This window comes from Streptomyces hamibioticus, assembly GCF_047946815.1.
GTDB lineage: Bacteria > Actinomycetota > Actinomycetes > Streptomycetales > Streptomycetaceae > Streptomyces.
Genome location: NZ_JBKKQY010000001.1, coordinates 2,388,423 through 2,411,994, shown reverse-complemented (window position 1 = coordinate 2,411,994; position 23,572 = coordinate 2,388,423). Strand labels below are relative to the sequence as shown.

Annotated in this window: 19 protein-coding genes; 8 read left to right on the top strand and 11 right to left on the bottom strand. The window is 72.3% G+C overall.

What is annotated here, in order from left to right; all coding sequences use genetic code 11:
* Positions 1 to 2: 2 nt before the first annotated feature.
* Positions 3 to 851 carry a hypothetical protein gene (locus tag ACLGIH_RS10645; RefSeq protein ID WP_416524995.1) on the top strand — a complete coding sequence of 283 codons (849 nt, stop codon included), beginning with the start codon at positions 3 to 5 and terminating at the stop codon, positions 849 to 851.
* Between the two features lie 350 nt (positions 852 to 1,201).
* Here ACLGIH_RS10645 and ACLGIH_RS10640 read toward each other — a convergent pair whose 3' ends face one another.
* From ACLGIH_RS10640 to ACLGIH_RS10620, 5 genes are all read right to left on the bottom strand, one after another.
* Positions 1,202 to 1,381 carry a DUF6104 family protein gene (locus tag ACLGIH_RS10640; protein WP_416524994.1) on the bottom strand — a complete coding sequence of 60 codons (180 nt, stop codon included), beginning with the start codon at positions 1,379 to 1,381 and terminating at the stop codon, positions 1,202 to 1,204.
* A gap of 282 nt (positions 1,382 to 1,663) precedes the next feature.
* A complete protein-coding gene (locus ACLGIH_RS10635) occupies positions 1,664 to 5,476 on the bottom strand; it encodes a multifunctional oxoglutarate decarboxylase/oxoglutarate dehydrogenase thiamine pyrophosphate-binding subunit/dihydrolipoyllysine-residue succinyltransferase subunit (RefSeq protein ID WP_416524993.1) in 3,813 nt (1,270 codons plus the stop codon).
* A gap of 281 nt (positions 5,477 to 5,757) precedes the next feature.
* The gene (locus tag ACLGIH_RS10630; RefSeq protein WP_416524992.1) at positions 5,758 to 6,867 is read right to left on the bottom strand and encodes a HAMP domain-containing sensor histidine kinase; all 1,110 of its coding nucleotides are present in this window, start codon (positions 6,865 to 6,867) and stop codon (positions 5,758 to 5,760) included.
* Positions 6,864 to 7,601 (bottom strand): response regulator transcription factor, encoded by a 738-nt coding sequence (locus ACLGIH_RS10625; protein WP_416524991.1) that lies wholly within the window; start codon positions 7,599 to 7,601, stop codon positions 6,864 to 6,866. Before ACLGIH_RS10625 ends, ACLGIH_RS10630 begins: the two co-directional genes overlap by 4 nt.
* A gap of 124 nt (positions 7,602 to 7,725) precedes the next feature.
* On the bottom strand, positions 7,726 to 8,412 hold the full coding sequence (locus tag ACLGIH_RS10620) for a spermidine synthase family protein (RefSeq protein ID WP_416524990.1): 687 nt from the start codon (positions 8,410 to 8,412) through the stop codon (positions 7,726 to 7,728).
* A gap of 239 nt (positions 8,413 to 8,651) precedes the next feature.
* On the opposite strand from ACLGIH_RS10620, the gene lon reads away from it, so the two are divergent.
* Complete coding sequence (gene lon / locus ACLGIH_RS10615) at positions 8,652 to 11,075, top strand: endopeptidase La (RefSeq protein WP_416524989.1); 2,424 nt, start codon at positions 8,652 to 8,654, stop codon at positions 11,073 to 11,075.
* A 109-nt stretch (positions 11,076 to 11,184) separates the two neighbouring features.
* On the opposite strand, the gene ACLGIH_RS10610 is transcribed toward lon, so the two are convergent.
* Positions 11,185 to 12,006, bottom strand: a complete 822-nt coding sequence (locus tag ACLGIH_RS10610; protein WP_416524988.1) for a lysozyme — start codon at positions 12,004 to 12,006, stop codon at positions 11,185 to 11,187.
* A 224-nt stretch (positions 12,007 to 12,230) separates the two neighbouring features.
* Here ACLGIH_RS10610 and ACLGIH_RS10605 point away from each other — a divergent pair, with 224 nt between their 5' ends.
* Positions 12,231 to 12,725: a MarR family winged helix-turn-helix transcriptional regulator gene (locus tag ACLGIH_RS10605; RefSeq protein ID WP_416524987.1), complete on the top strand. Its 495-nt coding sequence runs from the start codon at positions 12,231 to 12,233 to the stop codon at positions 12,723 to 12,725.
* Positions 12,726 to 13,079: 354 nt separating this feature from the next.
* Here ACLGIH_RS10605 and ACLGIH_RS10600 read toward each other — a convergent pair whose 3' ends face one another.
* Positions 13,080 to 13,871 (bottom strand): protein phosphatase 2C domain-containing protein, encoded by a 792-nt coding sequence (locus ACLGIH_RS10600; protein WP_416524986.1) that lies wholly within the window; start codon positions 13,869 to 13,871, stop codon positions 13,080 to 13,082.
* Positions 13,872 to 14,267: 396 nt separating this feature from the next.
* On the opposite strand from ACLGIH_RS10600, the gene ACLGIH_RS10595 reads away from it, so the two are divergent.
* Genes ACLGIH_RS10595 through ACLGIH_RS10575 form a run of 5 tightly spaced genes read left to right on the top strand, consistent with a single transcriptional unit; the run spans position 14,268 to position 20,114 of the window.
* The gene (locus ACLGIH_RS10595) at positions 14,268 to 17,264 is read left to right on the top strand and encodes a sensor histidine kinase (RefSeq protein ID WP_416524985.1); all 2,997 of its coding nucleotides are present in this window, start codon (positions 14,268 to 14,270) and stop codon (positions 17,262 to 17,264) included.
* Positions 17,261 to 17,764: a roadblock/LC7 domain-containing protein gene (locus ACLGIH_RS10590; protein ID WP_416524984.1), complete on the top strand. Its 504-nt coding sequence runs from the start codon at positions 17,261 to 17,263 to the stop codon at positions 17,762 to 17,764. The genes ACLGIH_RS10595 and ACLGIH_RS10590 overlap by 4 nt, the downstream gene beginning before the upstream one ends.
* Complete coding sequence (locus ACLGIH_RS10585; protein ID WP_416524983.1) at positions 17,761 to 18,180, top strand: DUF742 domain-containing protein; 420 nt, start codon at positions 17,761 to 17,763, stop codon at positions 18,178 to 18,180. The genes ACLGIH_RS10590 and ACLGIH_RS10585 overlap by 4 nt, the downstream gene beginning before the upstream one ends.
* Complete coding sequence (locus tag ACLGIH_RS10580) at positions 18,161 to 18,826, top strand: GTP-binding protein (RefSeq protein WP_416524982.1); 666 nt, start codon at positions 18,161 to 18,163, stop codon at positions 18,824 to 18,826. The genes ACLGIH_RS10585 and ACLGIH_RS10580 overlap by 20 nt, the downstream gene beginning before the upstream one ends.
* A 25-nt stretch (positions 18,827 to 18,851) precedes the next feature.
* Positions 18,852 to 20,114 carry a styrene monooxygenase/indole monooxygenase family protein gene (locus ACLGIH_RS10575; RefSeq protein WP_416524981.1) on the top strand — a complete coding sequence of 421 codons (1,263 nt, stop codon included), beginning with the start codon at positions 18,852 to 18,854 and terminating at the stop codon, positions 20,112 to 20,114.
* On the opposite strand, the gene ACLGIH_RS10570 is transcribed toward ACLGIH_RS10575, so the two are convergent.
* The 4 genes from ACLGIH_RS10570 to ACLGIH_RS10555 all read right to left on the bottom strand — a co-directional run bounded on the left by ACLGIH_RS10570 (position 20,078) and on the right by ACLGIH_RS10555 (position 23,469).
* Positions 20,078 to 21,241: a C40 family peptidase gene (locus ACLGIH_RS10570; protein WP_416524980.1), complete on the bottom strand. Its 1,164-nt coding sequence runs from the start codon at positions 21,239 to 21,241 to the stop codon at positions 20,078 to 20,080. The two genes, ACLGIH_RS10575 and ACLGIH_RS10570, sit on opposite strands and share 37 nt — an antisense overlap.
* Before the next feature lie 103 nt (positions 21,242 to 21,344).
* A complete protein-coding gene (locus ACLGIH_RS10565) occupies positions 21,345 to 21,644 on the bottom strand; it encodes a hypothetical protein (protein ID WP_416524979.1) in 300 nt (99 codons plus the stop codon).
* A gap of 11 nt (positions 21,645 to 21,655) precedes the next feature.
* Positions 21,656 to 22,309, bottom strand: coding sequence for a TetR/AcrR family transcriptional regulator (locus ACLGIH_RS10560; RefSeq protein ID WP_416524978.1), 654 nt, complete (start codon positions 22,307 to 22,309; stop codon positions 21,656 to 21,658).
* Between the two features lie 221 nt (positions 22,310 to 22,530).
* Positions 22,531 to 23,469: an AurF N-oxygenase family protein gene (locus ACLGIH_RS10555; RefSeq protein WP_416524977.1), complete on the bottom strand. Its 939-nt coding sequence runs from the start codon at positions 23,467 to 23,469 to the stop codon at positions 22,531 to 22,533.
* Positions 23,470 to 23,572: the final 103 nt, after the last annotated feature.

Sequence of the window (23,572 nt, the reverse complement as noted above, 5' to 3'; positions counted from 1 at the left end):
CCATGCCGACGGATGAGCTTCCGCGTGGCGGCCCGGCCGCCGCCGGCGCCCTGCTGCTGTGCCGGGCGGAGCCGGACTCCGTCGCGCCCGTGGCCCCGCTGCTGCGCGCGCCGATGCTCCTCGCCCCGGCCGGCGAGGAGTGGAGCGTGCTCGTGCCGGAGGACGGGCCCTGGCGGGACGGCCGGGAACCGGTCGACCGCGTGCTCTCCGGGTGGGCCGCGGCGCTCGCCGTCGGCGCCCCCTGGCCGGTGCTCGCCCTGTGGTGGGACGCCGACTGGGCCGGATTCACCCTCGCCGCCGGCTTCCGCCGATCCGTCGGCTACGTGTGGCTGGCGAACGGCACCCCGGCCGGCGAGGCCGAGGCGATGCGGACCTTCGCGGCCCGTCTGGGGCTGGACCCGGTCCTGGACGTCCAGGACCTCGACCGCCTCACCCGGGCCGACGCCGGGTCCGACGCCCGCGCCCGCCTGCGCGGCCTGCTGGCGGTCCTCACGCGTGCGGGCCTCACCCTTCCCGGGGGGCTCGCCCCCGGCGAACCCGCCGACCGGCTCCGTGCGGCCGTCCATGGCGCGCGCGACGTCCGGCAGGTCGAGCGGCCGGCGGGGCGTGAGGCGGTCCGTGCGCAGCTCGACGCGGTCGGGGGCGGCCGCGTCGGCCCCTGGCTGCCCGGCGCGGGCGGTCCGAGGGCGCGGGCCCTGGCGCTGGCCCAGGTGGCGGCGGGCCTGCCGCTCACCGCCTTCGGCGCACGACGCCGCAGCGGCGGCTGGGTCGCGGCGGGCCTGCTCCTCCTGGCCCACGGCGCGCTCGGGCTCACGTACGACATCACGCGTGCGCGTGCGCGTAGCGCCTGACCGGAGCCCTGACCGGGCGACTTCGCACGTCCGGGCGTGCGCGCCGTGACCGGACGACTCACACGCGCGGGTGCCCCCCTGCCCGGGCACGACCGGGCATCTAGCGCCCGTCGGCGGGGCCCGCCCTTGACCCGAGGCGGTCGCGGTTCCCGGCGCATGTGCGGGGGAGCCGGCCGACTTCCGGGACCGTGACCCGCTCCCACCCGCGACGGGGCCCATGACGGGCCCTCGGAGCCCTCGGCGGACGACAGCCCCGCCCCCCGGAGCCTCGACAGTTCCTCCGCAGCCCTCGGCAGACGACAGCCCCCGGAGCGCCGACAGCTCCTCCGGAGCCCTGCAAACCCGCCGGCCTACTCGTCGTCCTCGTCGTCCAGTCGCGCCAGCCACGTCGCCAGGCGCTCCACCGGCACCTCGAAGTCCGGGTTGAGGTCGACGAAGGTCCGCAGCTGCTCGGCGAGCCACTCGAAGGTGATCCCCTCCTCGCCGCGCCGCTTCTCCAGTTCCTCGATGCCACGGTCGGTGAAGTACAACTCTTGCTCCTGATGCGGACGGGACGAGCCCACGGATCTACCCCTCCAGGGTAGGCGGTGCGCCGCCCCGGCCGGACCGTGCGGCCGGTGGGGTCGCCTGCGACCGACGTGGGTGAGGCCTGTTCGGCACCTGCCCCCACAGACCGGGGCGATCCTGCGGCGCCGGCGCCCGTACCGGGACTCGAACCCCGGCCGTCCGGCCGCTCCGGCCGCGCAGCCGGAGGGCCCGGCCCCGGAGTTCTCCGGAACCGGGCCCTCGCCCGTCAGGGGTTGTTCAGCGGCTCACGCCTCGAACACCTCACGCACCAGCTGCTCCTGCTCCGCCTGGTGCCGCTTGGCGGAACCGACGGCCGGGGACGAGCTGTGCGGACGCGAGATGCGGCGCAGGCGCTCGCCGTGCGGCACGTCGGCGCCGACCGCCAGGTCCAGGTGGTCGATCAGGTTGAGCGCGATGAACGGCCAGGCACCCTGGTTCGCCGGCTCCTCCTGGGCCCACAGGTACTTCTCGGCGTTCGGGTACTTGCCGATCTCCGCCTGGAGCTCGGCACCCGGCAGCGGGTACAGACGCTCGATGCGGATGATCGCCGTGTCCGTCACGCCGCGCTTCTTCCGCTCGGCCTCCAGGTCGTAGTAGACCTTGCCGGCGCAGAAGACGACCTTCTTGACCGCGGCCGGGTCGACCGAGTCGTCGCCGATGACCGGGCGGAACTGGCCCGTGGTGAACTCCTCCGCCTTCGACGCCGCCGCCTTCAGACGCAGCATCGACTTCGGGGTGAAGACGACCAGCGGCTTGTGGTGCGGGTTGTGCACCTGCCAGCGCAGGAGGTGGAAGTAGTTCGACGGCAGGGTCGGCATCGCGACCGTCATGTTGTTCTGCGCGCACAGCTGGAGGAAGCGCTCCGGGCGGGCCGAGGAGTGGTCCGGGCCCTGGCCCTCGTAGCCGTGCGGGAGGAGCAGGACCACACCGGAGGTCTGGGCCCACTTCTGCTCCGCCGACGAGATGAACTCGTCCACGACCGTCTGCGCGCCGTTGACGAAGTCGCCGAACTGCGCCTCCCACATCACCAGTGCGTTCGGACGGGCCAGCGAGTAGCCGTACTCGAAGCCCATCGCCGCGTACTCGGAGAGCAGGGAGTTGTAGACGTTGTACCGGGCCTGGTCCTCGGACAGGTGCAGCAGCGGCGTGAACTCGTCGCCGGTCTCCCGGTCGATGACGACCGCGTGCCGCTGGCCGAAGGTGCCGCGCTGGGAGTCCTGGCCGGCCAGGCGGACCGGGACGCCCTCCAGCAGCAGGGAACCGACGGCGAGGGTCTCGCCCATGCCCCAGTCGATCGTGTCGTCCTCGACCATGGCCGCCCGGCGCTGGAGCTGCGGCAGCAGGCGCGGGTGGATGGTGATGTGGTCGGGGATGTTGACCTGGGACTCGGCGATCCGCTTGACGACCTCCGTGGTCACCGCGGTGTTCACGGCGACCGGGAACTCCGCCTGCGGTTCGGAGGGCTCCACGGCCGACGGCTGCGAGGTGGCCTCGCGGACCTCGGTGAAGACCTTCTCCAGCTGGCCCTGGTAGTCCTGCAGCGCCTGCTCGGCCTCTTCCAGGGTGATGTCGCCGCGACCGATGAGGGACTCGGTGTACAGCTTGCGCACCGAGCGCTTCTTGTCGATCAGGTCGTACATCAGCGGCTGGGTGAAGGCCGGGTTGTCCGACTCGTTGTGACCGCGGCGGCGGTAGCAGATGAGGTCGATCACCACGTCCTTGTTGAAGGCCTGGCGGAACTCGAAGGCCAGCCGCGCCACGCGGACGCAGGCCTCCGGGTCGTCGCCGTTGACGTGGAAGATCGGGGCCTCGATCATCCGCGCCACGTCCGTGGCGTACATCGACGAACGCGAGGACTCCGGCGCGGCCGTGAAGCCGACCTGGTTGTTGATGACGATGTGGACCGTGCCGCCGGTGCGGTAGCCGCGCAGCTGCGACATGTTCAGGGTCTCGGCCACCACGCCCTGGCCGGCGAAGGCCGCGTCGCCGTGGATCGCCACCGGCAGGACGGTGAAGTCCGTGCCGCCCTTGTTGATGATGTCCTGCTTGGCGCGGGCGACGCCCTCCAGGACTGGGTCGACCGCCTCCAGGTGCGAGGGGTTGGCGACCAGCGAGACCTTGATCTGCTCGCCGTCCAGGCCGGTGAAGGTGCCCTCGGCGCCCAGGTGGTACTTCACGTCACCGGAGCCGTGCATCGACTTCGGGTCGAGGTTGCCCTCGAACTCGCGGAAGATCTGCGCGTACGACTTGCCGACGATGTTGGCGAGGACGTTCAGCCGGCCGCGGTGGGCCATGCCGACGACGACCTCGTCCAGGCGGGACTCGGCGGCCGAGTCCAGGACCGCGTCCAGCAGCGGGATGACGGACTCGCCGCCCTCCAGGGAGAACCGCTTCTGGCCGACGTACTTGGTCTGGAGGAACGTCTCGAACGCCTCGGCGGCGTTCAGCCGGCGCAGGATGCGCAGCTGCTCCTCGCGCTCCGGCTTGGAGTGCGGGCGCTCCACCCGGTCCTGGATCCACTTGCGCTGCTTGGGGTCCTGGATGTGCATGAACTCGATGCCGGTGGTGCGGCAGTACGAGTCGCGCAGCACGCCCAGGATGTCGCGCAGCTTCATCATCGACTTGCCGGCGAAGCCGCCGACGGCGAACTCGCGCTCCAGGTCCCACAGGGTGAGCCCGTGCTCGGTGATGTCCAGGTCGGGGTGCTTGCGCTGCTGGTACTCCAGCGGGTCGGTGTCGGCCATGACGTGGCCGCGGACCCGGTATGAGTGGATCAGCTCGAAGACGCGGGCGGCCTTCGTGACGTCGTCGTCGTGGCTGGCGTCGATGTCCTTGAGCCAGCGGACCGGCTCGTAGGGGATGCGCAGGGCCTCGAAGATCTCGTCGTAGAAGTCGTTCTCGCCGAGCAGGAGGTTGGCGACCTGGCGCAGGAACTCGCCGGACGCGGCGCCCTGGATGACGCGGTGGTCGTAGGTCGACGTCAGCGTCATGACCTTGGAGATGCCCAGCTTGTTCAGGGTGTCCTGGGAGGTGCCCTGGAACTCGGCCGGGTAGTCCATGGAGCCGACGCCCATGATCACCGACTGGCCCGGCATCAGGCGCGGGACCGAGTGGACGGTGCCGAGGCCGCCGGGGTTGGTCAGGGAGACCGTGACGCCGGTGAAGTCGTCCATCGTCAGCTTGTTGTCGCGGGCGCGACGGACGATGTCCTCGTAGGCCTGCCAGAACTCGAAGAAGTTCAGCGTCTCGGCCTTCTTGATCGCCGCGACGACCAGCTGCCGGTCGCCGTTCGGCTTGACCAGGTCGATGGCGAGGCCGAGGTTGACGTGGTCGGGCTTGACCAGGGTCGGCTTGCCGTCCTTGATCTGGTACGACCAGTTCATCGACGGCATCGCCTTGATCGCCTGCACCATCGCGTACCCGATGATGTGCGTGAAGGAGATCTTCCCGCCGCGGGCGCGCTTGAGGTGGTTGTTGATGACGATGCGGTTGTCGAACAGCAGCTTCACCGGGACCGCGCGGACGGACGTGGCCGTCGGCATCTCCAGCGAGGCGTCCATGTTCTTCGCGACGGCGGCGGCGGGACCGCGCAGCGTGACCAGATCGGGGCCCTCGGCGGGCTCCGCGGCGTCCTTGCCGGCGTCCTTGGCGGGCGCGGCCTTCGGCTGCGCCTTGGCGGCGGGCTTCGCCTGCGGGGCGGCGGGAGCCGTCTGGGCGGGCTTGGCGGCCGGGGCCTGTGCGGCGGGCTTCGGCGCGGCGGCCGGCTGAGCCGCCGGCGCGGGGGCCGGCTCGGCCGCCGGGGCGGACCGTGCAGTGCCGGTGGTCTCCGCGGCCCCCGTGGCCGCTGTCCCCGACGCAGCCTGGGCGGCGGCCGCCCCGGGCTTGTAGTCGGCGAAGAAGTCCCACCAGGCTCGGTCCACCGAATTGGGGTCCTGGAGGTACTGCTGATAGATCTCGTCGACGAGCCACTCGTTGGGACCGAACGCGGCCGCGGGGTTCTTGCCCGCTTGGTCGGTGTCGGTCGAGATGCTCGAGTTACTGGGGGACTGTGGCGACACGGCGGCAACCGCCCTCTTCCGCTTCACAAGGTGATGGACAGCGGGAATAAAGGCTACGCCTCCAAGGCCGGGAAGGTCAGGCCGGGCCCGTTCATCGTCGCGTAAGTCACATCTCAGCGCGTGTTTCGGGCTCGGAAATGGCGGGAAACAAGCGAGGTTCTGGGTCAGCAGGGAAGGGGGTACCCGCACCCGGCGCGGGGTCCGCGCGGGCCTGTGCCTGATCACACGTGTCCGCCAGCGCGGACGCCGGTGGATCTTGAGGCTCCGCTTCGAACTTTACGTCAACTTGGCACAGAACGCTGACCCGGAAGGGTGACAAGAATCCGGCAACCGCGCTCGGATTCGGCCACTCCGATCCGGCCGCCGTGGAGATCCACCGCCCACCGGGCGATCGCCAGGCCCAGCCCCGTACCGCCGTCGCTGCCCGGACCGTGCGGCCGGTTGACCGACCCCCGGTTGAACCGCTCGAACACCCGGTGCCACTCGGACCGGGGGATGCCGGGGCCCTCGTCCAGGACCTCCAGCTCCAGCGACTCCGGCAGGGACCCGCGCCGCGCCCGGACGGTCACCCGGCCGTGCGGCGGGCTGTGCTTGACCGCGTTGTCGATGAGGTTGGCGACCACCTGGTGGATGCGCTCGGGGTCGGCGTGCGCGGTCAGCTCCGGCGGGGTGACGTCGAGGTGCAGATGGACGTCGGTGCGGGTGTGGCTGCCGGAGCCGGAGGCGATGCCCGCACGGGCCGAGGCGACCATGTTGGCCTCCTTCAGCACCCCGGACAGGTACGGCCACACCTCGAAGCGCCGCTTGCGCAGCGGTACGACGCCGTTGTCGAGGCGCGAGAGGTCCAGCAGGGTCTCCACCAGCCGGCCGAGCCGCTCGGTCTGGCTCAGCGCCGTCCGCATGGTCTCCGGGTCGGCCTCGGTCACCCCGTCGACGATGTTCTCCAGCACCGCGCGCAGGCCCGCGATGGGGGTGCGCAGTTCGTGCGAGACGTTGGCCACCAGCTCCTTGCGCTGGCGGTCCTGGGCCTCCAGGTCGTCGGCCATGCGGTTGATGGTGACGGCGAGGTCGCCCAGCTCGTCACGGCGGTTCTCGCGCACCCGGCGGGTGTAGTCGCCGTGCGAGATCGACCGGGCCACCGCGTTCATCTCGTCCAGCGGCGCGGTCAGCGAGTGCGCCACGAACTGCGTGATCAGCAGCGTGGCGATCATCGAGAAGACCGTGATGAAGCGCAGCTCGGTCTTGGTGTGCACCGCGATCACCGACAGGCCGGTGGTGATCAGCACCGAGGTGACGACCAGGGCGCCCAGCTTGGTCTTGATCGAGAACGGGCGTACGCCGCCCCAGGGATCCCCGGGGCTCCTCCGTGCGGCCTGCCGCCCCTGGCTCATGGCGTCGGCGTCTCCAGCGCGTAGCCCACGCCGTGCACCGTACGGATCCGCTCGGCGCCGATCTTCCGGCGCAGCGCCTTGATGTGGCTGTCGACGGTCCGGGTCCCGGAGGCGTCCGCCCAGTCCCACACCTCGGCCAGCAGCTGCTCGCGCGAGAGCACCGCGCGCGGGGTGTTCGCCAGGCACACCAGCAGGTCGAACTCGGTGGGCGTGAGGTGCACGTCCTCGCTGCGCACCCGTACCCGGCGCTGGGCGTGGTCGATCTCCAGTTCGCCGAGGCGCAGGATGCCGCTGCGCGGGGTCGTGGCGGCCAGCGCGGCCCGCTCCACGCGACGCAGCAGCACGTGCACCCGTGCGGCCAGCTCCCGCATGGAGAACGGTTTGGTCATGTAGTCGTCGGCGCCGACGCCGAGGCCGACCAGCATGTCCGTCTCGTCGTCGCGGGCGGTGAGCATCAGCACCGGCACCGGGCGGGCGGCCTGCACCCGACGGCAGACCTCCAGGCCGTCGAAGCCGGGCAGCATGATGTCGAGGATCAGCAGGTCGGGCTGCCAGGCCTCGGCCGTGTCGACGGCGGCCGGGCCGTCACCCGCCGTTTGCACCAGGAATCCCTCGGCGCGCAGGCGGGTCGCGATGGCGTCGACGATCGTCTGGTCGTCCTCGACCACGAGCACCCGGCGCTGCGCGCCCGGGGTCGCCGCCGTGCCGTTGTGGGAGGTCTGTGTCTGCTCCATCGCCCGCCCCTGAAGGTGTGCCGTGCCGGGATCAGTGGGGTGATCCCTCGTGTGCGCATGACTGCGATTGACGCTTGAATGACCGCGTCAGGGCAGCAGCGTACGGGGACTCACCGGGCCTTTGCTATCCAGGTCCGACGCCGAGATGCACGACGTCCGGAACGCCCCGGGCAACGGGGATCTCTTCGGTACGCACCCGCTGGAACCCGGCATTACGCAAGGTTTCTTCGAATTCCGGAGAGGGCTGCGCCGACCACACGGCGAGCACGCCGCCCGGGCTCAAGACCCGTGCGCAGGCGGCCAGTCCGGCCGGTGCGTACAGCACGCCGTTGCCCTCGGTGACGGTCCAGCCGGGGCCGTTGTCGATGTCGAGGCACAGGGCGTCGTACGTGGCGGATGTCTCATTGACGTACTCGGTCAGGTCCGCCTCGACGACCTCCGTGCGCGGGTCGGCCAGGGCCTGGCGGGTCAGCTCGGACAGGGGGCCCGCGCGGTGCCAGTCGACGACGGCCCGTTCCCGCTCGACGACCGTGATGCGGCCCCAGCGGGAATTCGCGGCTGCATGCGCCAGCGAGAACCCGACGCCCAGGCCGCCGATCAGCAGGCGCGGCGCCGGGCGCCCGCCGGCGGTGTCCAGCGCGGTGAGTGCCGCGTCGACGAGCCGGCGCTCGGAGCGGCCGTCGGAGGTGTCCATCAGGAAGCAGCCGTTGGCGATGATCTGCAGCAGACCGCCGTGCCGGCGCAGCACGACCTCGCCGTAGGGGCCTTCACGACGGTCCAGGACTTCGGGGATGTCGTACGTGAGGGACATTCCGTCATCCTGGCACTCCACTGACGATTTGTTGACGGAACCGCGAACTCCGGAGGGCGCTCCGGGGTTTCGCCGGCACCGGCCACCGTTGTCCCGCTGTCCCGTTGTCCCGCTGTCCCGCTGTCCCGTTGTCCCGCCCGGCAGTGGTGATCGCCCAGAGCGAACAGGGTCGGGGGAACAATCGGCGCTCCCCAAGCATTGAGTCGGCATAACTCAACTTGACTGCCGAAGGGGAGATCATGGCTGCTGAGTCCACGGAGTTCACACCGCTCACCCTGCCCGTGCTGCCGCTCGACGACGAGGTCGTGCTGCCCGGGATGGTGGTCCCGCTGGACCTGAGCGACTCCGAGGTCCGCGCCGCGGTGGAGGCCGCCCAGGCCGCCGCCCGGTCCGAGCCCGGCAAGCCCCGGGTGCTGCTCGTGCCCCGCATCGACGGCACGTACGCGAAGACCGGCGTGCTGGGCACCGTCGAGCAGGTGGGCCGGCTGGCCGACGGCGACCCGGGTGCCCTCATCCGTGGCCGCGGCCGCGTGCGGATCGGCGCCGGCACCACTGGGCCCGGCGCCGCGCTGTGGGTCGAGGGCACGCGGATCGACGAGAGCGGGCCCGATCCGCTGCCCGGCCAGGTCGCCGAACTGGTGAAGGAGTACAAGGCGCTCGCCACCGCCTGGCTCCGCAAGCGCGGCGCCTGGCAGGTCGTCGACCGCGTCCAGGCCATCGACGACGTCTCCGCGCTCGCCGACAACTCCGGCTACTCGCCGTTCCTGACCACCGACCAGAAGGTCGAGCTGCTGGAGACCACCGACCCGGTCGCCCGCCTGCGGCTCGCCACCCGCCAGCTGCGCGACCACCTCGCCGAGCAGGACGTCGCCGAGACCATCGCCAAGGACGTCCAGGAAGGCGTCGACAAGCAGCAGCGGGAGTTCCTGCTGCGCCGTCAGCTCGAAGCCGTCCGCAAGGAACTGCGGGAGCTGAACGGGGAGAAGGAGGGCGAGGAGTCCGACGACTACCGCGCCCGCGTCGAGGCGGCCGATCTCCCCGAGAAGGTCCGCGAGGCCGCCCTGAAGGAGGTCGACAAGCTGGAGCGCGCCTCCGACCAGTCGCCGGAGGGCTCCTGGATCCGCACCTGGCTCGACACCGTCCTCGAACTGCCGTGGAACGAGCGCACCGAGGACGCCTACGACATCCAGGGCGCCAAGGCCGTCCTGGATGCCGAGCACGCGGGCCTGGACGACGTCAAGGAGCGGATCACCGAGTACCTGGCGGTCCGCAAGCGGCGCACCGACCGCGGCCTGGGCGTCGTCGGCGGCCGTCGGGGCGGCGCCGTGCTCGCCCTGGTCGGCCCGCCCGGCGTCGGCAAGACCTCGCTCGGCGAGTCCGTCGCCCACGCGATGGGCCGCAAGTTCGTCCGGGTCGCCCTCGGCGGCGTCCGCGACGAGGCCGAGATCCGCGGCCACCGGCGTACGTACGTCGGCGCGCTGCCCGGCCGGATCGTGCGCGCCGTCAAGGAGGCCGGATCGATGAACCCGGTCGTTCTGCTGGACGAGATCGACAAGGTCGGCTCGGACTTCCGGGGCGACCCGGCCGCGGCGCTGCTGGAGGTCCTGGACCCCGCGCAGAACCACACCTTCCGGGACCACTACCTGGAGGTGGAGCTCGACCTGAGCGACGTCGTCTTCCTCGCCACCGCCAACGTCCTGGAGGCCATCCCGGAGGCCCTGCGCGACCGCATGGAGCTGGTCCGGCTCGACGGCTACACCGAGGACGAGAAGATCGTCATCGCCCGGGACCACCTGGTGCCGCGCCAGCTGGAGCGGGCGGGCCTGGACAAGGACGAGGTCACCGTCGACGAGGGCGCCCTGCGCAAGCTGGCCGGCGAGTACACGCGCGAGGCCGGGGTGCGCAATCTGGAGCGGTCCGTCGCCCGGCTGCTGCGCAAGGTCGCGGCCCAGAGCGAACTGGGCGAGCGGGAGCTGCCGTTCACCGTCACCGACGCCGACCTGCGCGCGCTGATCGGCCGGCCGCACCACGTGCCCGAGTCCGCCCAGGACCCGGCCGAGCGCCGCACCTCCGTGCCGGGCGTGGCCACCGGCCTGGCGGTGACGGGCGCGGGCGGTGACGTGCTGTACGTCGAGGCCTCCCTCGCCGACCCGGAGACCGGGGCGGCCGGCCTGACGCTCACCGGCCAGCTCGGGGACGTGATGAAGGAGTCGGCGCAGATCGCGTTGAGCTTCCTGCGCAGCCACGGAGCCGAACTGGAACTGCCGGTGGCCGATCTGAAGGACCGGGGCGTGCACATCCACTTCCCGGCGGGCGCGGTCCCCAAGGACGGCCCGAGCGCCGGCATCACCATGACCACGGCCCTCGCCTCGCTGCTGTCCGGCCGGCTGGTCCGCACCGACGTGGCGATGACCGGTGAGGTCTCGCTGACCGGCCGGGTGCTGCCGATCGGCGGGGTGAAGCAGAAGCTGCTCGCGGCGCACCGGGCGGGCATCACCACGGTGGTCATCCCCAAGCGCAACGAGCCCGACCTGGACGACGTCCCGGCCGAGGTGCTGGACAAGCTCGACGTCCACCCCGTGACCGACGTCCGCCAGGTCCTGGAGCTGGCCCTGTCCCCGGCCGTGAACGGGGCGGAGCAGCAGGTCCCGGTCGCTGCGTGACGGCTGTGGCCGTCAGCGGGCCCGGCCCGCGCGGCCGGACGAGGGAAGGCCCGGGTCCCGTGAGGGAGGCCCGGGCCTTCCCGTGCGGGTGCGGCGGGCGGGCGGCGGGTCAGCCGTTGGCCAGCGCGCGGACCCGGTCCAGCGCCCCGTTGAACCGGTTGTGGTCGCCCACGATCGGACCGGACGAGGTGTACTGCCACATCGTGTAGTAGGGCCAGCCGGCCGGGAGCGTGCCCACCGACGAGGCGTACCGGGCGATCCACAGCGGGTTGTTCGCCGCGAAGCCGCCGTAGTTGCCGGTGCACTGGGTCCACCAGCTGGTGGCCGTGTAGATCACGGCGTCCCGGCCGGTGCGGGCCTTGTAGGTGTTCAGGAAGTCGCGGATCCAGGAGACCATCTGGCTCTGGGTCTTGCCGTAGCAGGCGGCGCCGTACGGGTTCCACTCGATGTCCAGGGCGCCGGGCAGCGTCTTGCCGTCGCGGGACCAGCCGCCGCCGTGGTCGACGAAGTAGTGGGCCTGGGCGGCGCCGCTGGTGGTGTCCGGGGTGGCGAAGTGGTAGGCGCCGCGGATCATGCCGACGTTGTAGGAGCCGTTGTACTGCTGGGCGAAGTAGGGATTGCGGTAGTACGTCCCCTCGGTGGCCTTGACGTAGGCCCACTTGACCCCGCTGCTCCACAGGGAGGACCAGGCGACGTTGCCCTGGTGGCCGGAGACGTCCACCCCCTCGGTCTGGGTGGCGTCGCCGGGGACGGGCGTGCCGTGCTGCCCGTCGTGCTCCAGGACGCCCATGCCCATGTGGGCGGAGCCGCGGGGCGGGACGTCGGCGGCCCGGGCGGAGCCGGGGAGGGTGAGGGCCAGGGCGGCGAGCAGCACCGCGACGGCCGCCGCGAGGGTGCGTAAGCGGATGGAGCCGGATCTGTGCACGGGCATGACGTGCCTCCGAAGGCTTCGTGGGGGAGAGCAGGGGAAACGACATTGATGTCGTGGGCATGCCAGTACTTGCCTGCTCAAGAAGCTACGCACGTAGACAAGCCGCTGGGAAGAGGGGCCGGGAGCTGCCGTTGGTCTAAGCCTGCGAAATACTTGCCGAGCTGCGGCGATGACGGCGGGTGGCGGAAACTTTCAGGGATCGGAAAACCGAGGCAGGGGCTGACGTGCACGAAGAGGGAAACGGCGGCGGACGGGAGGCCGAACCCGAGCTGTCCGCAAGTGGTGTGGACCAGCCCGAATTCCTGGCGCTGGAACGTGAGTTGACGGTGCTGCTGCGCCGTGCCCGGGCCAACCAGGGCGAGATGGCCCGGGAGGTCCATCCGGATCTGGAGTCGTCGGCGTACGGGCTGCTGGTCCGGCTGGGGGAGTGCGGTCGCCAGCGGGCCACGGAACTCGCCGCCTTCGTCGGCGTCGGCAAGGCGACGATGTCCCGCCAGCTGCGGGCCCTGGAGGAACTCGGGCTCGTCACCCGCGAGCCCGACCCCGCCGACGGCCGCGCCTGGCTGATCACCCTCACCCAGGAGGGCCACGACCGGGTCAGCCGGGTGCGCGAGGCCCGCCGCGCCCGCTACGCCCGCCGACTCGCCGACTGGGACCCGAAGGCGGTGGCGGAACTGGCACGGCTGCTGCACGAGCTGAACCGGGGGATGGAGAAGTAGACCGGGCCCGGGCCGACGCGGCCCGAGGGTCCGCCCGGGCTCGGGCCGGCCGACGCGTTCCGCGGGTCCGGCGGGCTCGGGCCGGCCGACGCGGTGCGGAAAGCCGGCGCGCACCCGGAGGCCGCAGCGCTCGGAGCGGCCGACGCGGCCGAGAGCGGTCGGCGCCCGTGCTCGGCCATGGGGCGGGACTCCGGGTCCCTGCTCGGCCCGGAGTGCGGCTCCGGCTCCTGCTCGGCCCGGAGCGCGGCTTCGGCTCCTGCTCGGCCTCGGGGTGGCCCCCCGAGTTCCCGCTCGGCCTCCGGGCGGCCCCCCGGGTTCCCGCTCGGCCCGGAGGCCGGTCCACGGGAGGGCGGCTCACAGTTCCGCGTAGACCGCCGTCGCGTCGTCGTGGGTCTTGCTCCGTTCCAGGAGGGGCCGGCCCGCGTCCGCGTCCGCGCGTTCCAGATCCCGTACCCGGTCCACCAGCGCCTCCGCACCCTCCTTGCGTACGAGGCCGAGGCAGTCCGCCCAGTCGCCCTCCCCGAACCGCTCCACCCAGCGCGCCGCCCCGTCCGTCAGGGCGAGCAGCGACCGCACCTCCTCGCGCGGCAGCTCCCCCGTCACCGCCCGGGACACGACCGCCGGGTCGGCGGCGGCCGTGAAGAAGCCGCCCTCCTTGTTGCGCAGGGTCGCGTCGATCACCGCGTCCGTGGCCAGGGCCGAGCGGGGCAGCCGGGCCAGCCGGTCGTCGAGGACGGCCGTCACCGTGCCGTCGGGGGACTCCACCAGCAGGGCCGAGTCGGACAGGACCAGGTACTCCACCGCCCGCGGGGACCAGCGCGCCAGGACGACCGTCGCCTGAGGGGTTCGAGGGTGAGAAAGCTCACAGGTTGCGGCGTGTGCCTCGGCGGTACGCGCGATGGCGCGGGAGAGGGCGTCGGCGAGGGGAACATCCGGGAGTGAAACGGTCAGTTCGGTCAGCGCACCGCCGAGGCGCGCGGTGAACCAGGGGACGGTATGCAGGCAGCCGGTCCCGTCCCTCGGCGGCGTCACCCCGTCCAGCACGACGAGCGAACCGCCCTGCCCGGAGGCCGGAAGCCCGACGCTCGCGAAGTCCTCGTTGGGCCACTCGGCGTCACCCGGTCGTGAGATGAGTTCCGTACGCATCGGGCCAGTCTGCACGACCCCTTCACAGGGACCGCAAAAGGTCGGCAACCATCGCGTGATCCTCGCAGCCGTGCAGGTCAGCCGCCGGATTTGGGGTGGAATGCTGCACTCCGGGAACGCGCGGCGGCAAATACTGCCACCGCCCGCCGCAGACGTCCAACCGGCACGCCGCCGGGGCCCGCCGCGTGCGCCAGGGGAACTTGCTCCCCAACTCCCGTCCGATGTTCACTCCTTCGAGTGGCGGGTCAGGCGATGCGTGTGCACTGCCCACCGGCACTGGGAGGGTCGGGGACCGGTGGGGGGCCGCCCCGCTCCTGCCGAGAGCTTGGGGGAGGGTGTACGCAGCCGGTCGGTTGACGGAGCGGCACCCGGGCCCACGGGTACACGAGTTCAGGAATGCGAGCACCGGTGCAGAAGACGCGGCCTCGTCGCACAGGCAAGCAGAAGGCTCCCGCGGGGGGCGCTCCCGGCACCCCCGAAGCCCCCGGCACTCCCGTCGGCAGGGGCCGCCCGACGCATGTGCGCAACCGCCTCATCGTCGCCGTCGCGGTCGTGGCCGCCGCCATCGCCGGGGCCGGCGCACCCTCGGTGATCGCCGCCTCGGAACAACTGCACGACTCCCAGGACCTGGTCACGCTGGCCGAGCAGACCCAGGGCGCGCTGACGCTCGCGCACTCCCTGGCCGACGAGCGCGACGAGGTCACCCCCTACATCGCCGCCGGCCGCCCCGAGTCCAAGGCGCCCTCGGAGCAGCGCAGCGCCCGCGTGGACCGGCAGGTCGAGGAGCTGCGCGCCGACACGGACACGCCCCCTGCCCTGCGCGAGGACCTCGACGCGATCGCCGCCCTGCGCCGCGCCGCGCTGACCGGCAAGAGCACCGCGCTGGAGGCGCACCAGGCGTACTCCGAGACCATCGCCGAACTCCACGCTCTCGCCGAGCGGCTGGCCGAACGGATGCCGCCCCGGGCGGGCTCCGGCGCCCACGCCCTCGCCGAGCTGGACACCGCCGTCCAGCAGGCGGCGGCCACCCGCGGTCTGCTGCTCGCGGCGCTCAACGTGCCGCGCACCACGCAGACCGTCATCGACCCGATCACCGGCCTGCCGACCGAGGCCGGCACCTCCTCGGACGCCGACGCCGAGCAGCGCGACGCCCTCGCCGCCGCGGCGCAGCAGGCCCGCGTGCGCTCCGACGCCGCCCTCGCCGGCTTCCGCGACACCGCTCCCGAGCCGGCACGGGAGAGCTACGACGCGACGGTCACCGGACCGGAGGTCAATTCCGCCGAGAAGTACCTCGCCGGCCTCACCGACCAGCCCACCCTCTCCGACGACGACCTGGAGACCAGCGTCAAGAGGCTGGACGCCGCGCTCTCCGCCCGCATCGAGGCCATGCGCGGCGCGGAGTCCGCCCTCTACGAGCGCCGCACCGGGACGCTGGAGCAGCTGCGCGACGACGACGTCACCGCGCTGGAGATCCGCGTCGCCGTCCTCGGCGCCCTGATGCTGCTCGCCGTCGGCATCGCCACCGCCATGGCCCGCACCCTCACCCGCCCCCTGTCGGTGCTGCGCCGGGGCTCGGCCCGGCTGGCCCGGGCGGAGAACCCGGCGGCGGAGGAGCCCGTCTCCTTCACCGGCCGCAACGACGAGTTCGCCGAGGCCGTGCGTTCCGTCAACGCCCTGCACGCGCAGGCCGTCGCCCTGGCCGAGCGCGTCACCACGCTGGAGGCCGACCGCAAGCACCTGGTCGCCCAGCGGCAGAAGATGGCCGACGCCCGCGAGGAACTGCGCGACGAACTCGCCGAGTCCGCCGCCCAGCTGAAGGTGCTGCGCAAGAGCATCGGCGGCACCTTCGTCAACCTCGCGCTGCGCACCCTCGGCCTGGTGGAGCGTCAGCTCGCCGTGATCGAGAGCCTGGAGGAGCGCGAGCAGGACCCGGACCGCCTGTCCACCCTGTTCAAGCTCGACCACTTCGCCACCGTCATGCGCCGGCACAGCGAGAACCTCCTGGTCCTCGCCGGCACCGAGCACGTCCAGCACAGCGCCGGACCGGTGCCGCTGGTCGACGTCGTGCGCGCGGCGGTCAGCGAGATCGAGCGGTACGAGCGTGTGCGCATCGCCGCCCTGCCGCCGCACGCGCACATCGCCGGCTTCGCCGCCGACGACCTCTCCCACCTGCTGGCCGAGCTGATGGAGAACGCCACCTCCTTCTCCCCGCCCGACCTGCCCGTCGAGGTCTCCGGCTGGCTGCTGGAGAACGGCGAGGTCATGCTCTCCGTCCAGGACGAGGGCATCGGCATGGCGGGCGAGCGGCTGGAGCGGCTCAACGCCCGGCTCGCCGACGTCGACCCGGAGGCACCGTACGACCAGGAGGGCGAGGACGGGCTCGGGCTCGGCCTGTACGTCGTGGCCCGGCTCGCCCACCGGCACGGCGCGCGCGTGCAGCTGCGCGAGCAGAAGCAGGGCGGGATCGCCGCCGTCGTGGTGCTTCCGAAGACGCTGCTCGCCGCGGCGCCACCGGCCGCCGTCGCCCCGTCGGCGCCGATGTCCGAAGGCACCGGGACCTTCTCCCTGCCGGGCGCCGACGCCGAGGCCAACTCCAACGTCCTGCACGGGCGGTCGACCGGGGACGATCCCCTGGTGTCGCTGGCGGAGCGTGCGGTACGGCGGTCGGAGGCGGCGGAGCAACGCGCCACCGACGCCCCTGCCGTCGAATCCCCTGCCGCCGGCACTCCTGCCGTCGAGGCCTCCACCACCGAGGCCCACGCCGGCGAAGCCACCGCCACCGAGTTTCCCGCCACCGAGGCCGGTGCACCTTCGCGGCCGGCGGCTGAGAAGCCCGAACCCGGGCTCGAACCCGAGCCCAAGCCGGAGCCGAAGCCGGAGAGCCCCTCCGAGACCACCATGGAGCTGCTCATCCCGGCCCAGGCCCGGTCGCCCGAGTCGCAAGCCGGACCCGAGACCGGACCGGAAACCGGCCCGGAAACCGCCACCGGCGCCGAGCCCGAGCCCCGGCCCGAGCCCGAGCCCCGGCCCGAGCCCGAGCCCGAGACCGAGCCCGCGCACGCCCGCGTGCCCGACGAACCCGAGGAGCTGGTCACCGACAAGGGGCTGCCCAAGCGCACACCGAAGATCAGCACGCCCTCGGCGGTGCCCCGCGCCCGCACGGGGTCCGTCGACGCCGAGGCACTGCGCCGCCGCCTGGGCGGCTTCCACCGGGGGGCGGAGGCCGTCCGGCGGGACGTCGAGGCGGAGATCGCCGAACGCACGGCCGAGCACCGCACGCCGGACGCCGCGGCAGGCACGTCGACCGGCACGGCGACCGGTACGACGACCGGTACGACCACAGGCACAACCGAAGAAGCCACGGGGGGCACTGTCGAGGAGGCAAGCAGTTGACCGCGCCCAGTACCTTCGGACTGAGCAGTGAAGCCCGCAATCTGCACTGGCTGCTGACCAACCTCGTCGAGGAGGTGCCCGGCATCCTCTCGGTCGCGGTGGTCTCCTCCGACGGCCTGCTGCTGCTCAGCTCGGACCCGGGGAGCACCGACGCCGCCCGCCGGGCGCAGGGAGAGCGGCCTACCGGCCCGCGCGGCTCCGCCGCCGACCTCGCCACCATCGTCTCCGGCATCGGCAGCCTGACCATCGGCGCCGCCAAGCTCATGGACTCCGGCGCCGTGAAGCACACCATGGTCGCGATGGACGAGGGCAGCCTGTTCGTGATGTCGATCAGCGATGGCTCGCTGCTCGGCGTGCACGGCTCCGCGGACTGCGACATGAGCGTCGTGGCGTACCACATGGCGCTGTTCGTGGGCCGGGCCGGCCATGTGCTGACCCCGGAACTCCGCAGCGAGCTCCGTAGGTCACTGGAGTCCCAGCCGACGGGGAGTGCCCGATGAGCAGTAGTTCCAGGAAGACCCTTCCGGTGCGCGGTGCGGAGCGCAAACCCGCCCGGGTGCGCCCGTACTCGCTCACCGGCGGCCGGACCCGCTTCGGCCATGTGCTCCTGGTGGAGACGTTCGTGGCGGCGACGACCGCGATCGAGGCCGCCGAGGAGCGCAGGGAACTGACGAGTGCACCGCTGAGCCGGGTGATGCCGGAGATGCGGGCCATCGTCGAGCTGTGCCGCCGGATGCGTACGGTGGCCGAGATCGCCGCGCTGCTGAAGATGCCGCTCGGCGTGGTCCGGGTGCTCCTCAGCGACCTCGCGGACCAGGGAAAGATCCGTGTATACGGAACCGGAACCGGCCATGGCACGGGCCGTCCGGACCGCGCTCTGCTGGAAAGGGTGCTGAGTGGACTCCGTCGTCTCTGACGCCGCCTCCTACGCCGCCTCCTACGCCGCCTCCCACGGCGGATCCCCGTTCGTCGAGCCCGACGAGCCGTCACAGCCCTGGCAGGCGGACCGCACCCGCGCCCCGATCGCGACGAAGATCGTGGTGGCGGGCGGCTTCGGTGTCGGCAAGACCACGCTGGTCACCTCCGTCTCGGAGATCACGCCTCTGCAGACCGAGGCGCTGATGACCGAGGCCAGTGAGGAGACCGACGACCTCACCGCCACGCCGGGCAAGCTCACCACCACCGTGGCCATGGACTTCGGCCGCATCACGCTCGACGACGACCTGGTGCTCTACCTGTTCGGCACGCCGGGCCAGCAGCGGTTCTGGTTCATGTGGGACGACCTGGTGCGCGGCGCGATCGGCGCCGTCGTCATGGCCGACACCCGCCGGCTGAAGGACTGCTTCCCGGCCCTGGACTACTTCGAGAGCTGCGGACTGCCGTACGTCGTGGCGGTGAACCACTTCGACGGCAGCGAGCTGTACGAGCCGGAGGACGTGCGGGAGGCGTTGACGATCCCGAAGCACATACCTGTAATGATCATGGACGCGCGCCGCCGGATCTCCGTGATCGAGACCCTCCTGGCTCTCGTCGGCCACGCGCTCGACGAAACACCTGAGTAGACCCGACCTAGGAGTCAGCACCCGCATGCGGAAGATACTCGTCGTCGGAGCCGGCCAGTCCGGTCTCCAGCTCGCCCTCGGCCTCCAGTCGCAGGGGTACGAGGTCACCCTGATGTCCAACCGGACCGCGGACGAGATCCGCACGGGCCGGGTCATGTCGACGCAGTGCATGTTCCACACCGCCCTCCAGCACGAGCGCGACCTCCAGCTCAACTTCTGGGAGTCCCAGGCCCCGAAGATCGAGGGGCTCGGTGTCTCGGTCGCCGCTCCCGGCTCGCACGACCCGGGCCCGACCCAGCGGGCGATCGACTGGCTGGGCAGCCTCGACGGGTACGCGCAGTCCGTCGACCAGCGGGTGAAGATGGCCGGCTGGATGGAGACCTTCGCCCAGCGCGGCGGCCAGCTGGTCATCCACGGAGCCGCGGTCGGCGACCTCGACTACTTCTCCCGCACGTACGACCTCGTCCTCGTCTCGGCGGGCAAGGGCGAGCTGGTGCAGATGTTCGCCCGCGACCCGGAGCGGTCCCCGTACAGCGAGCCGCAGCGCGCCCTCGCCGTCGCCTACGTGCACGGGCTCGGTCCGCGCCCGGAGCACCCGGACACCGAAGCGGTCCGCTGCAACCTGGTCCCGGGCGTCGGCGAGATGTTCATCATGCCGACCCTCACCACCTCGGGCCGTGCCGACATCCTGTTCTGGGAGGGCATACCCGGCGGCCCGCTGGACGTCTTCAAGGACGTCAAGGACCCGGCGGAGCACCTCTCCCTGACCCTGGAACTCATGGAGAAGTTCCTCCCCTGGGAGTACGCGCGGGCCACCAAGGTCGAGCTGACCGACGCCGGCGGCACCCTCGCCGGCCGCTACGCCCCCACCGTCCGCAACCCCATCGGCCGCCTCCCGGGCGGCGGCCTGGTGCTCGGCGTCGCCGACGTGGTCGTGGCCAACGACCCGATCACCGGGCAGGGCTCCAACTCCGCCGCCAAGTGCGCGGCCTCCTACCTCGCCTCGATCCTGGAGCACGGCGACAAGCCGTTCGACGAGGAGTGGATGCAGCGGACCTTCGACCGCTACTGGGAGACGGCCCAGCACGTCACCAAGTGGACGAACACCATGCTGGCCCCGCCGCCGGAGCACGTGCTGAACCTGATCGGCGCCGCCGGACAGCTCCAGCCGGTCGCCGACCGGTTCGCCAACGGCTTCAACGACCCGGCCGACTTCGAGAACTTCTTCTACGACCCGGCCAGGACCGAGGCCTACCTGATGGAGGTCTCGGGCGCGTCGGGCGCGTAGGCCGAGCCGTACCCCTCGTCGGATCCGTCCGTCGCCCCCTCGGGGAGCCTCGGCGGCGTGTAGTGGGCCACGGGCTCCCCGCCGGGGTCGGGCCGTACGGCGCCGAGGACCGGGTTGGCCGCGATCGGCGACACCTTCACCTCGGCGCCGGGGCGGGGCGCCTGCACGACCATGCCGTCGCCGAGGTACATCGCCACATGGGTGGCCTCGGGGAAGTAGACCACCAGGTCGCCGGGGCGCAGCCGGTCCAGCGGCACCCGCTCCAGCCGGGCCCACTGCTCCTGGCTGGTGCGCGGGATCGGTGTCCCGGCGTGCCCCCAGGCCTCGGAGGTCAGCCCCGAGCAGTCGTAGGCCTCGGGTCCCTCGGCGCCCCACTCGTAGGGCTTGCCGATCTGCCGCACGGCGTGGCGCACCGCCCGGCCGCCCTCGGCGGAGGGCTTGGCGTCGTCCTCGCCGAGCGCGCCGGAGGCCATGAACCGTTCCTGGGCCTCGGCGATCCCGTCCTTCTCCAGCGCGGCGACGGCGGCCAGCTGCTCGGGGCTGAGCGAGGCGAGCAGTTCCTCGACGTCCCGCAGCCGCTCGCGGACGTCGTCCCGTTCCTTCTTGTGGCGCTCGGCCAGCGCGAGTTGGTCGTCCAGCGCCTTGCGGGCCTTGCGGGCCAGCTCCTCGGCCTTCTTCTCGCTGCCGGCCAGCCGGCCCACCGTCTCGGCCCGCTCGCGCGCCAGCCGGCCGATCACATGGCCCTGGTCGAGGGCGCGCTGCGGGTCGCGGGCCAGCAGCAGCCGCAGGTAGGGGGAGAGGTCGCTGCGGCTCTGGTACTGCTGCCGGGCCAGCCGCCCCGCGGCCCGGCGGCCGTCGTGCAGGGACAACCGGGCCCGGGCCAGCTCGGCGTCGAGCCGCTCGGTCTCGGCGCGCTGCTTCTTCAGCTTCTCCTCGGTGGAGTTGTAGGCCTCGGTGGCCTTCTCGGTCTCCCGGTACAGCCGCTGAAGGTCCGTCAGCAGATCGGCTACGGACCGCTCGCCGGTTCCGGGGCCGGTGGCGGGGTCGGCCCCGGCGGGCTGGGGCGCGAGGACGATCCCGGCCGCCACCGCGGCCGTACAGACCAGACGTAGAAGCCTTCCTGACACGTCATCACCTCCGGCGCGGGGCGGCTCGTCCGCCCCGCACGGCGAGCATCAGACGTGTGCTCCGGTTCCGCGCGCCGGGTGTGCGCGGTTCGGCGCAACGGGGTCACCCGTCGGCGTCGTCCGGCTTGCCGCCCGGCGTGGCGTCTGGCTTCGACCAGGGCCAGCGCAGCCGGGCGCGGGCGGCGCCCTCGGGGTCGTACCGGTACTTCCAGCGGGCGAGCCCGACCGCCCGGCGCGGGTCGCGGGGCACCCGCCGGTAGACGAGCACCGTGGGCGGCCCGCCGGCCGGGTCGGGGACGGGGATGCGGTAGGTCTTGGGCGGGTGGCCGGTCATGCCGACCAGCACGGGCAGTACCCGGCCGTCCATCGGCCCGCCCTCGAAGGGGGTGTCCTCGCTCTTCACGGCAACCAGTGTCAGGTATCCGCCGCGAGGACCTCGACCAGCGCTTCGGTCTGCGGGTCGCGCCGGGCCGTGACCGACAGCACGGCGACGAACTGCTCCACCAGCCAGTCCCGCAGCTCCTCGGCGGGCGGCTGCTTGCCCTCGTCCAGCCAGATCAGCGAGGCCGCCTCCACCGCCGTGATCCACATCCGCACGGTCATGCGCAGCCGGGGGCCGGGGTCGGCGACCTCCAGGTGGCTCATGATGTGCTCGGCGGCGGTCCGGCGCACGTCGTCCACGATGGCCGTGGTCCGGGAGGTCTCGGCGACGCTGCCGCCGCGCAGCAGGGCGCTGAAGCCGGTGTCGTGCTGGTCGACGAAGGTGAGGTAGCGGTCCAGGGCGCGGGTCAGCCGGACCAGCAGGGGCCCCTGGCGGGGCTCGTCGAAGCACTGTTGCAGCTCGTCGGCGGCCGAGTGCAGGGCGGCCTCGTACAGCTGCTGCTTGCCGCCGGGGAAGTACCGGTACACCAGGGGCCGCGAGACACCCGCCTGCTCCGCCACGTCGTCCAGCGAGACCTCCTCCGGTGGCCGGTGCGCGAAGAGGGCGAGCGCGGCGTCGAGGAGCTGACTGCGGCGCTCCTCGACGCTGAGCCGTCGGTAGGCGGGGGTGGGGGCCTGCGGGGTCATGAAACGCAGCGTAACCGCTCCGCTTCCGGGGCTCGGTACGGCGGGTTGGGGGGCCGCGTCCGAAAAGTGCCGTTCGCCGCCACGACCGACCGCGGCCGACGGGCTCGTCCGCGGTCACCGGATCGTCTCCGGCCACCGGCGTCGACGGCGGTCCCGGGCATGGCCGGCCACCGGCGTCGTCCGCGGTCACGGGCATGGCCGGCAACCGGGACGGCCCTCGGCTACGCCAGCAGGCCCGACGACCTCCACAGCTTGCGTCCGACGCCCCGCAGCACCCCGATGTCGTCCAGGAAGTCCGTCAGCCGCTTCGCGCCGGTCTGCATGACCTCGCGGCGGTGGGCGCTGGCCTTCACCTGGGCCATGGCCTCCCGCTTGTCCAGTCCCACGTTCGTGTAGACCTCGGGGTTGATGAAGGCGACCGAGAAGACGCGGGCGAACTCGCCGGAGGTGACGCGGGTGAACTCCTGCGACCACTTCGGGGCGGTCACCATCTGGCGGCGCAGCTCCTCACGGGCGTACCGCACATGGCGGGCCTCCTCCACCACGTGGATGCGCGTGACGCCCCGGATCAGCGGCTGCACCCGCTCGTCGGGGAAGGTCAGCCGCTGCATCCAGTCCAGCACCTCCTCGCCCAGCAGCGTGGCCGTGAAGGAGCCGGGCGTGGTGGATATGGTCTTGAACAGCCGGCCCAGGTGCTGGTGGACCGGGCTGACGGGGTACCACGGGGTGCCGCCCCGGGTGATCACCCGGGCGAACATCTTGGAGTGCCGGCACTCGTCCTCGATCTCGGTCAGCGCGTACCGCACGTGCGCGCTCGTCGCCGCCTTGTCGTAGATGTGCCGCACCAGCAGCTGCATCAGGATCAGTTCGAACCAGATGCCGAGCGAGGCGAGCGCCGCGGCCTCGTGCCGGGAGAGCAGGATGCGCTGCTCCTCGCTCATCCGCTTCCACATCGGGGTGTCGTACAGCGACACCAGCTCCGGCGGCCAGAACCACTTGCCGTCCTCGAACGGCGCGTCCCAGTCCAGTTCCTTGTCCGGGTCGAAGGAGTGCTTGGCGGAAGAGTCGAGCAGCCGCTCGGCCACCTGCTCCCGGTCCTTGAGCAGGCCGAGCGCGTCGCGCAGGCCGTCGAGCGCGTCGGCTTCCGTCAGGGTCGTCATGGCTGTCCCACCTCGTCGTACGGGATTGCGTCCGGGCATGCGTCCGTCGACCGCGTCGTGTTACCCGCGAGTCACTCGTCCTGTCTTATAAGACTGCGTGTCA

Bases quoted from the DNA above. Each gene is read 5' to 3' on its own strand.
- ACLGIH_RS10595 (WP_416524985.1), top strand. From the start codon at position 14,268: ATGCGAGCACCGGTGCAGAAGACGCGGCCTCGTCGCACAGGCAAGCAG.
- ACLGIH_RS10555 (WP_416524977.1), bottom strand. From the start codon at position 23,469: ATGACGACCCTGACGGAAGCCGACGCGCTCGACGGCCTGCGCGACGCG.
- ACLGIH_RS10610 (WP_416524988.1), bottom strand. From the start codon at position 12,006: ATGCCCGTGCACAGATCCGGCTCCATCCGCTTACGCACCCTCGCGGCG.
- lon (WP_416524989.1), top strand. From the start codon at position 8,652: ATGGCTGCTGAGTCCACGGAGTTCACACCGCTCACCCTGCCCGTGCTG.
- ACLGIH_RS10620 (WP_416524990.1), bottom strand. From the start codon at position 8,412: ATGTCCCTCACGTACGACATCCCCGAAGTCCTGGACCGTCGTGAAGGC.
- ACLGIH_RS10585 (WP_416524983.1), top strand. From the start codon at position 17,761: ATGAGCAGTAGTTCCAGGAAGACCCTTCCGGTGCGCGGTGCGGAGCGC.
- ACLGIH_RS10630 (WP_416524992.1), bottom strand. From the start codon at position 6,867: ATGAGCCAGGGGCGGCAGGCCGCACGGAGGAGCCCCGGGGATCCCTGG.
- ACLGIH_RS10560 (WP_416524978.1), bottom strand. From the start codon at position 22,309: ATGACCCCGCAGGCCCCCACCCCCGCCTACCGACGGCTCAGCGTCGAG.
- ACLGIH_RS10600 (WP_416524986.1), bottom strand. From the start codon at position 13,871: ATGCGTACGGAACTCATCTCACGACCGGGTGACGCCGAGTGGCCCAAC.
- ACLGIH_RS10625 (WP_416524991.1), bottom strand. From the start codon at position 7,601: ATGGAGCAGACACAGACCTCCCACAACGGCACGGCGGCGACCCCGGGC.
- ACLGIH_RS10645 (WP_416524995.1), top strand. From the start codon at position 3: ATGCCGACGGATGAGCTTCCGCGTGGCGGCCCGGCCGCCGCCGGCGCC.
- ACLGIH_RS10575 (WP_416524981.1), top strand. From the start codon at position 18,852: ATGCGGAAGATACTCGTCGTCGGAGCCGGCCAGTCCGGTCTCCAGCTC.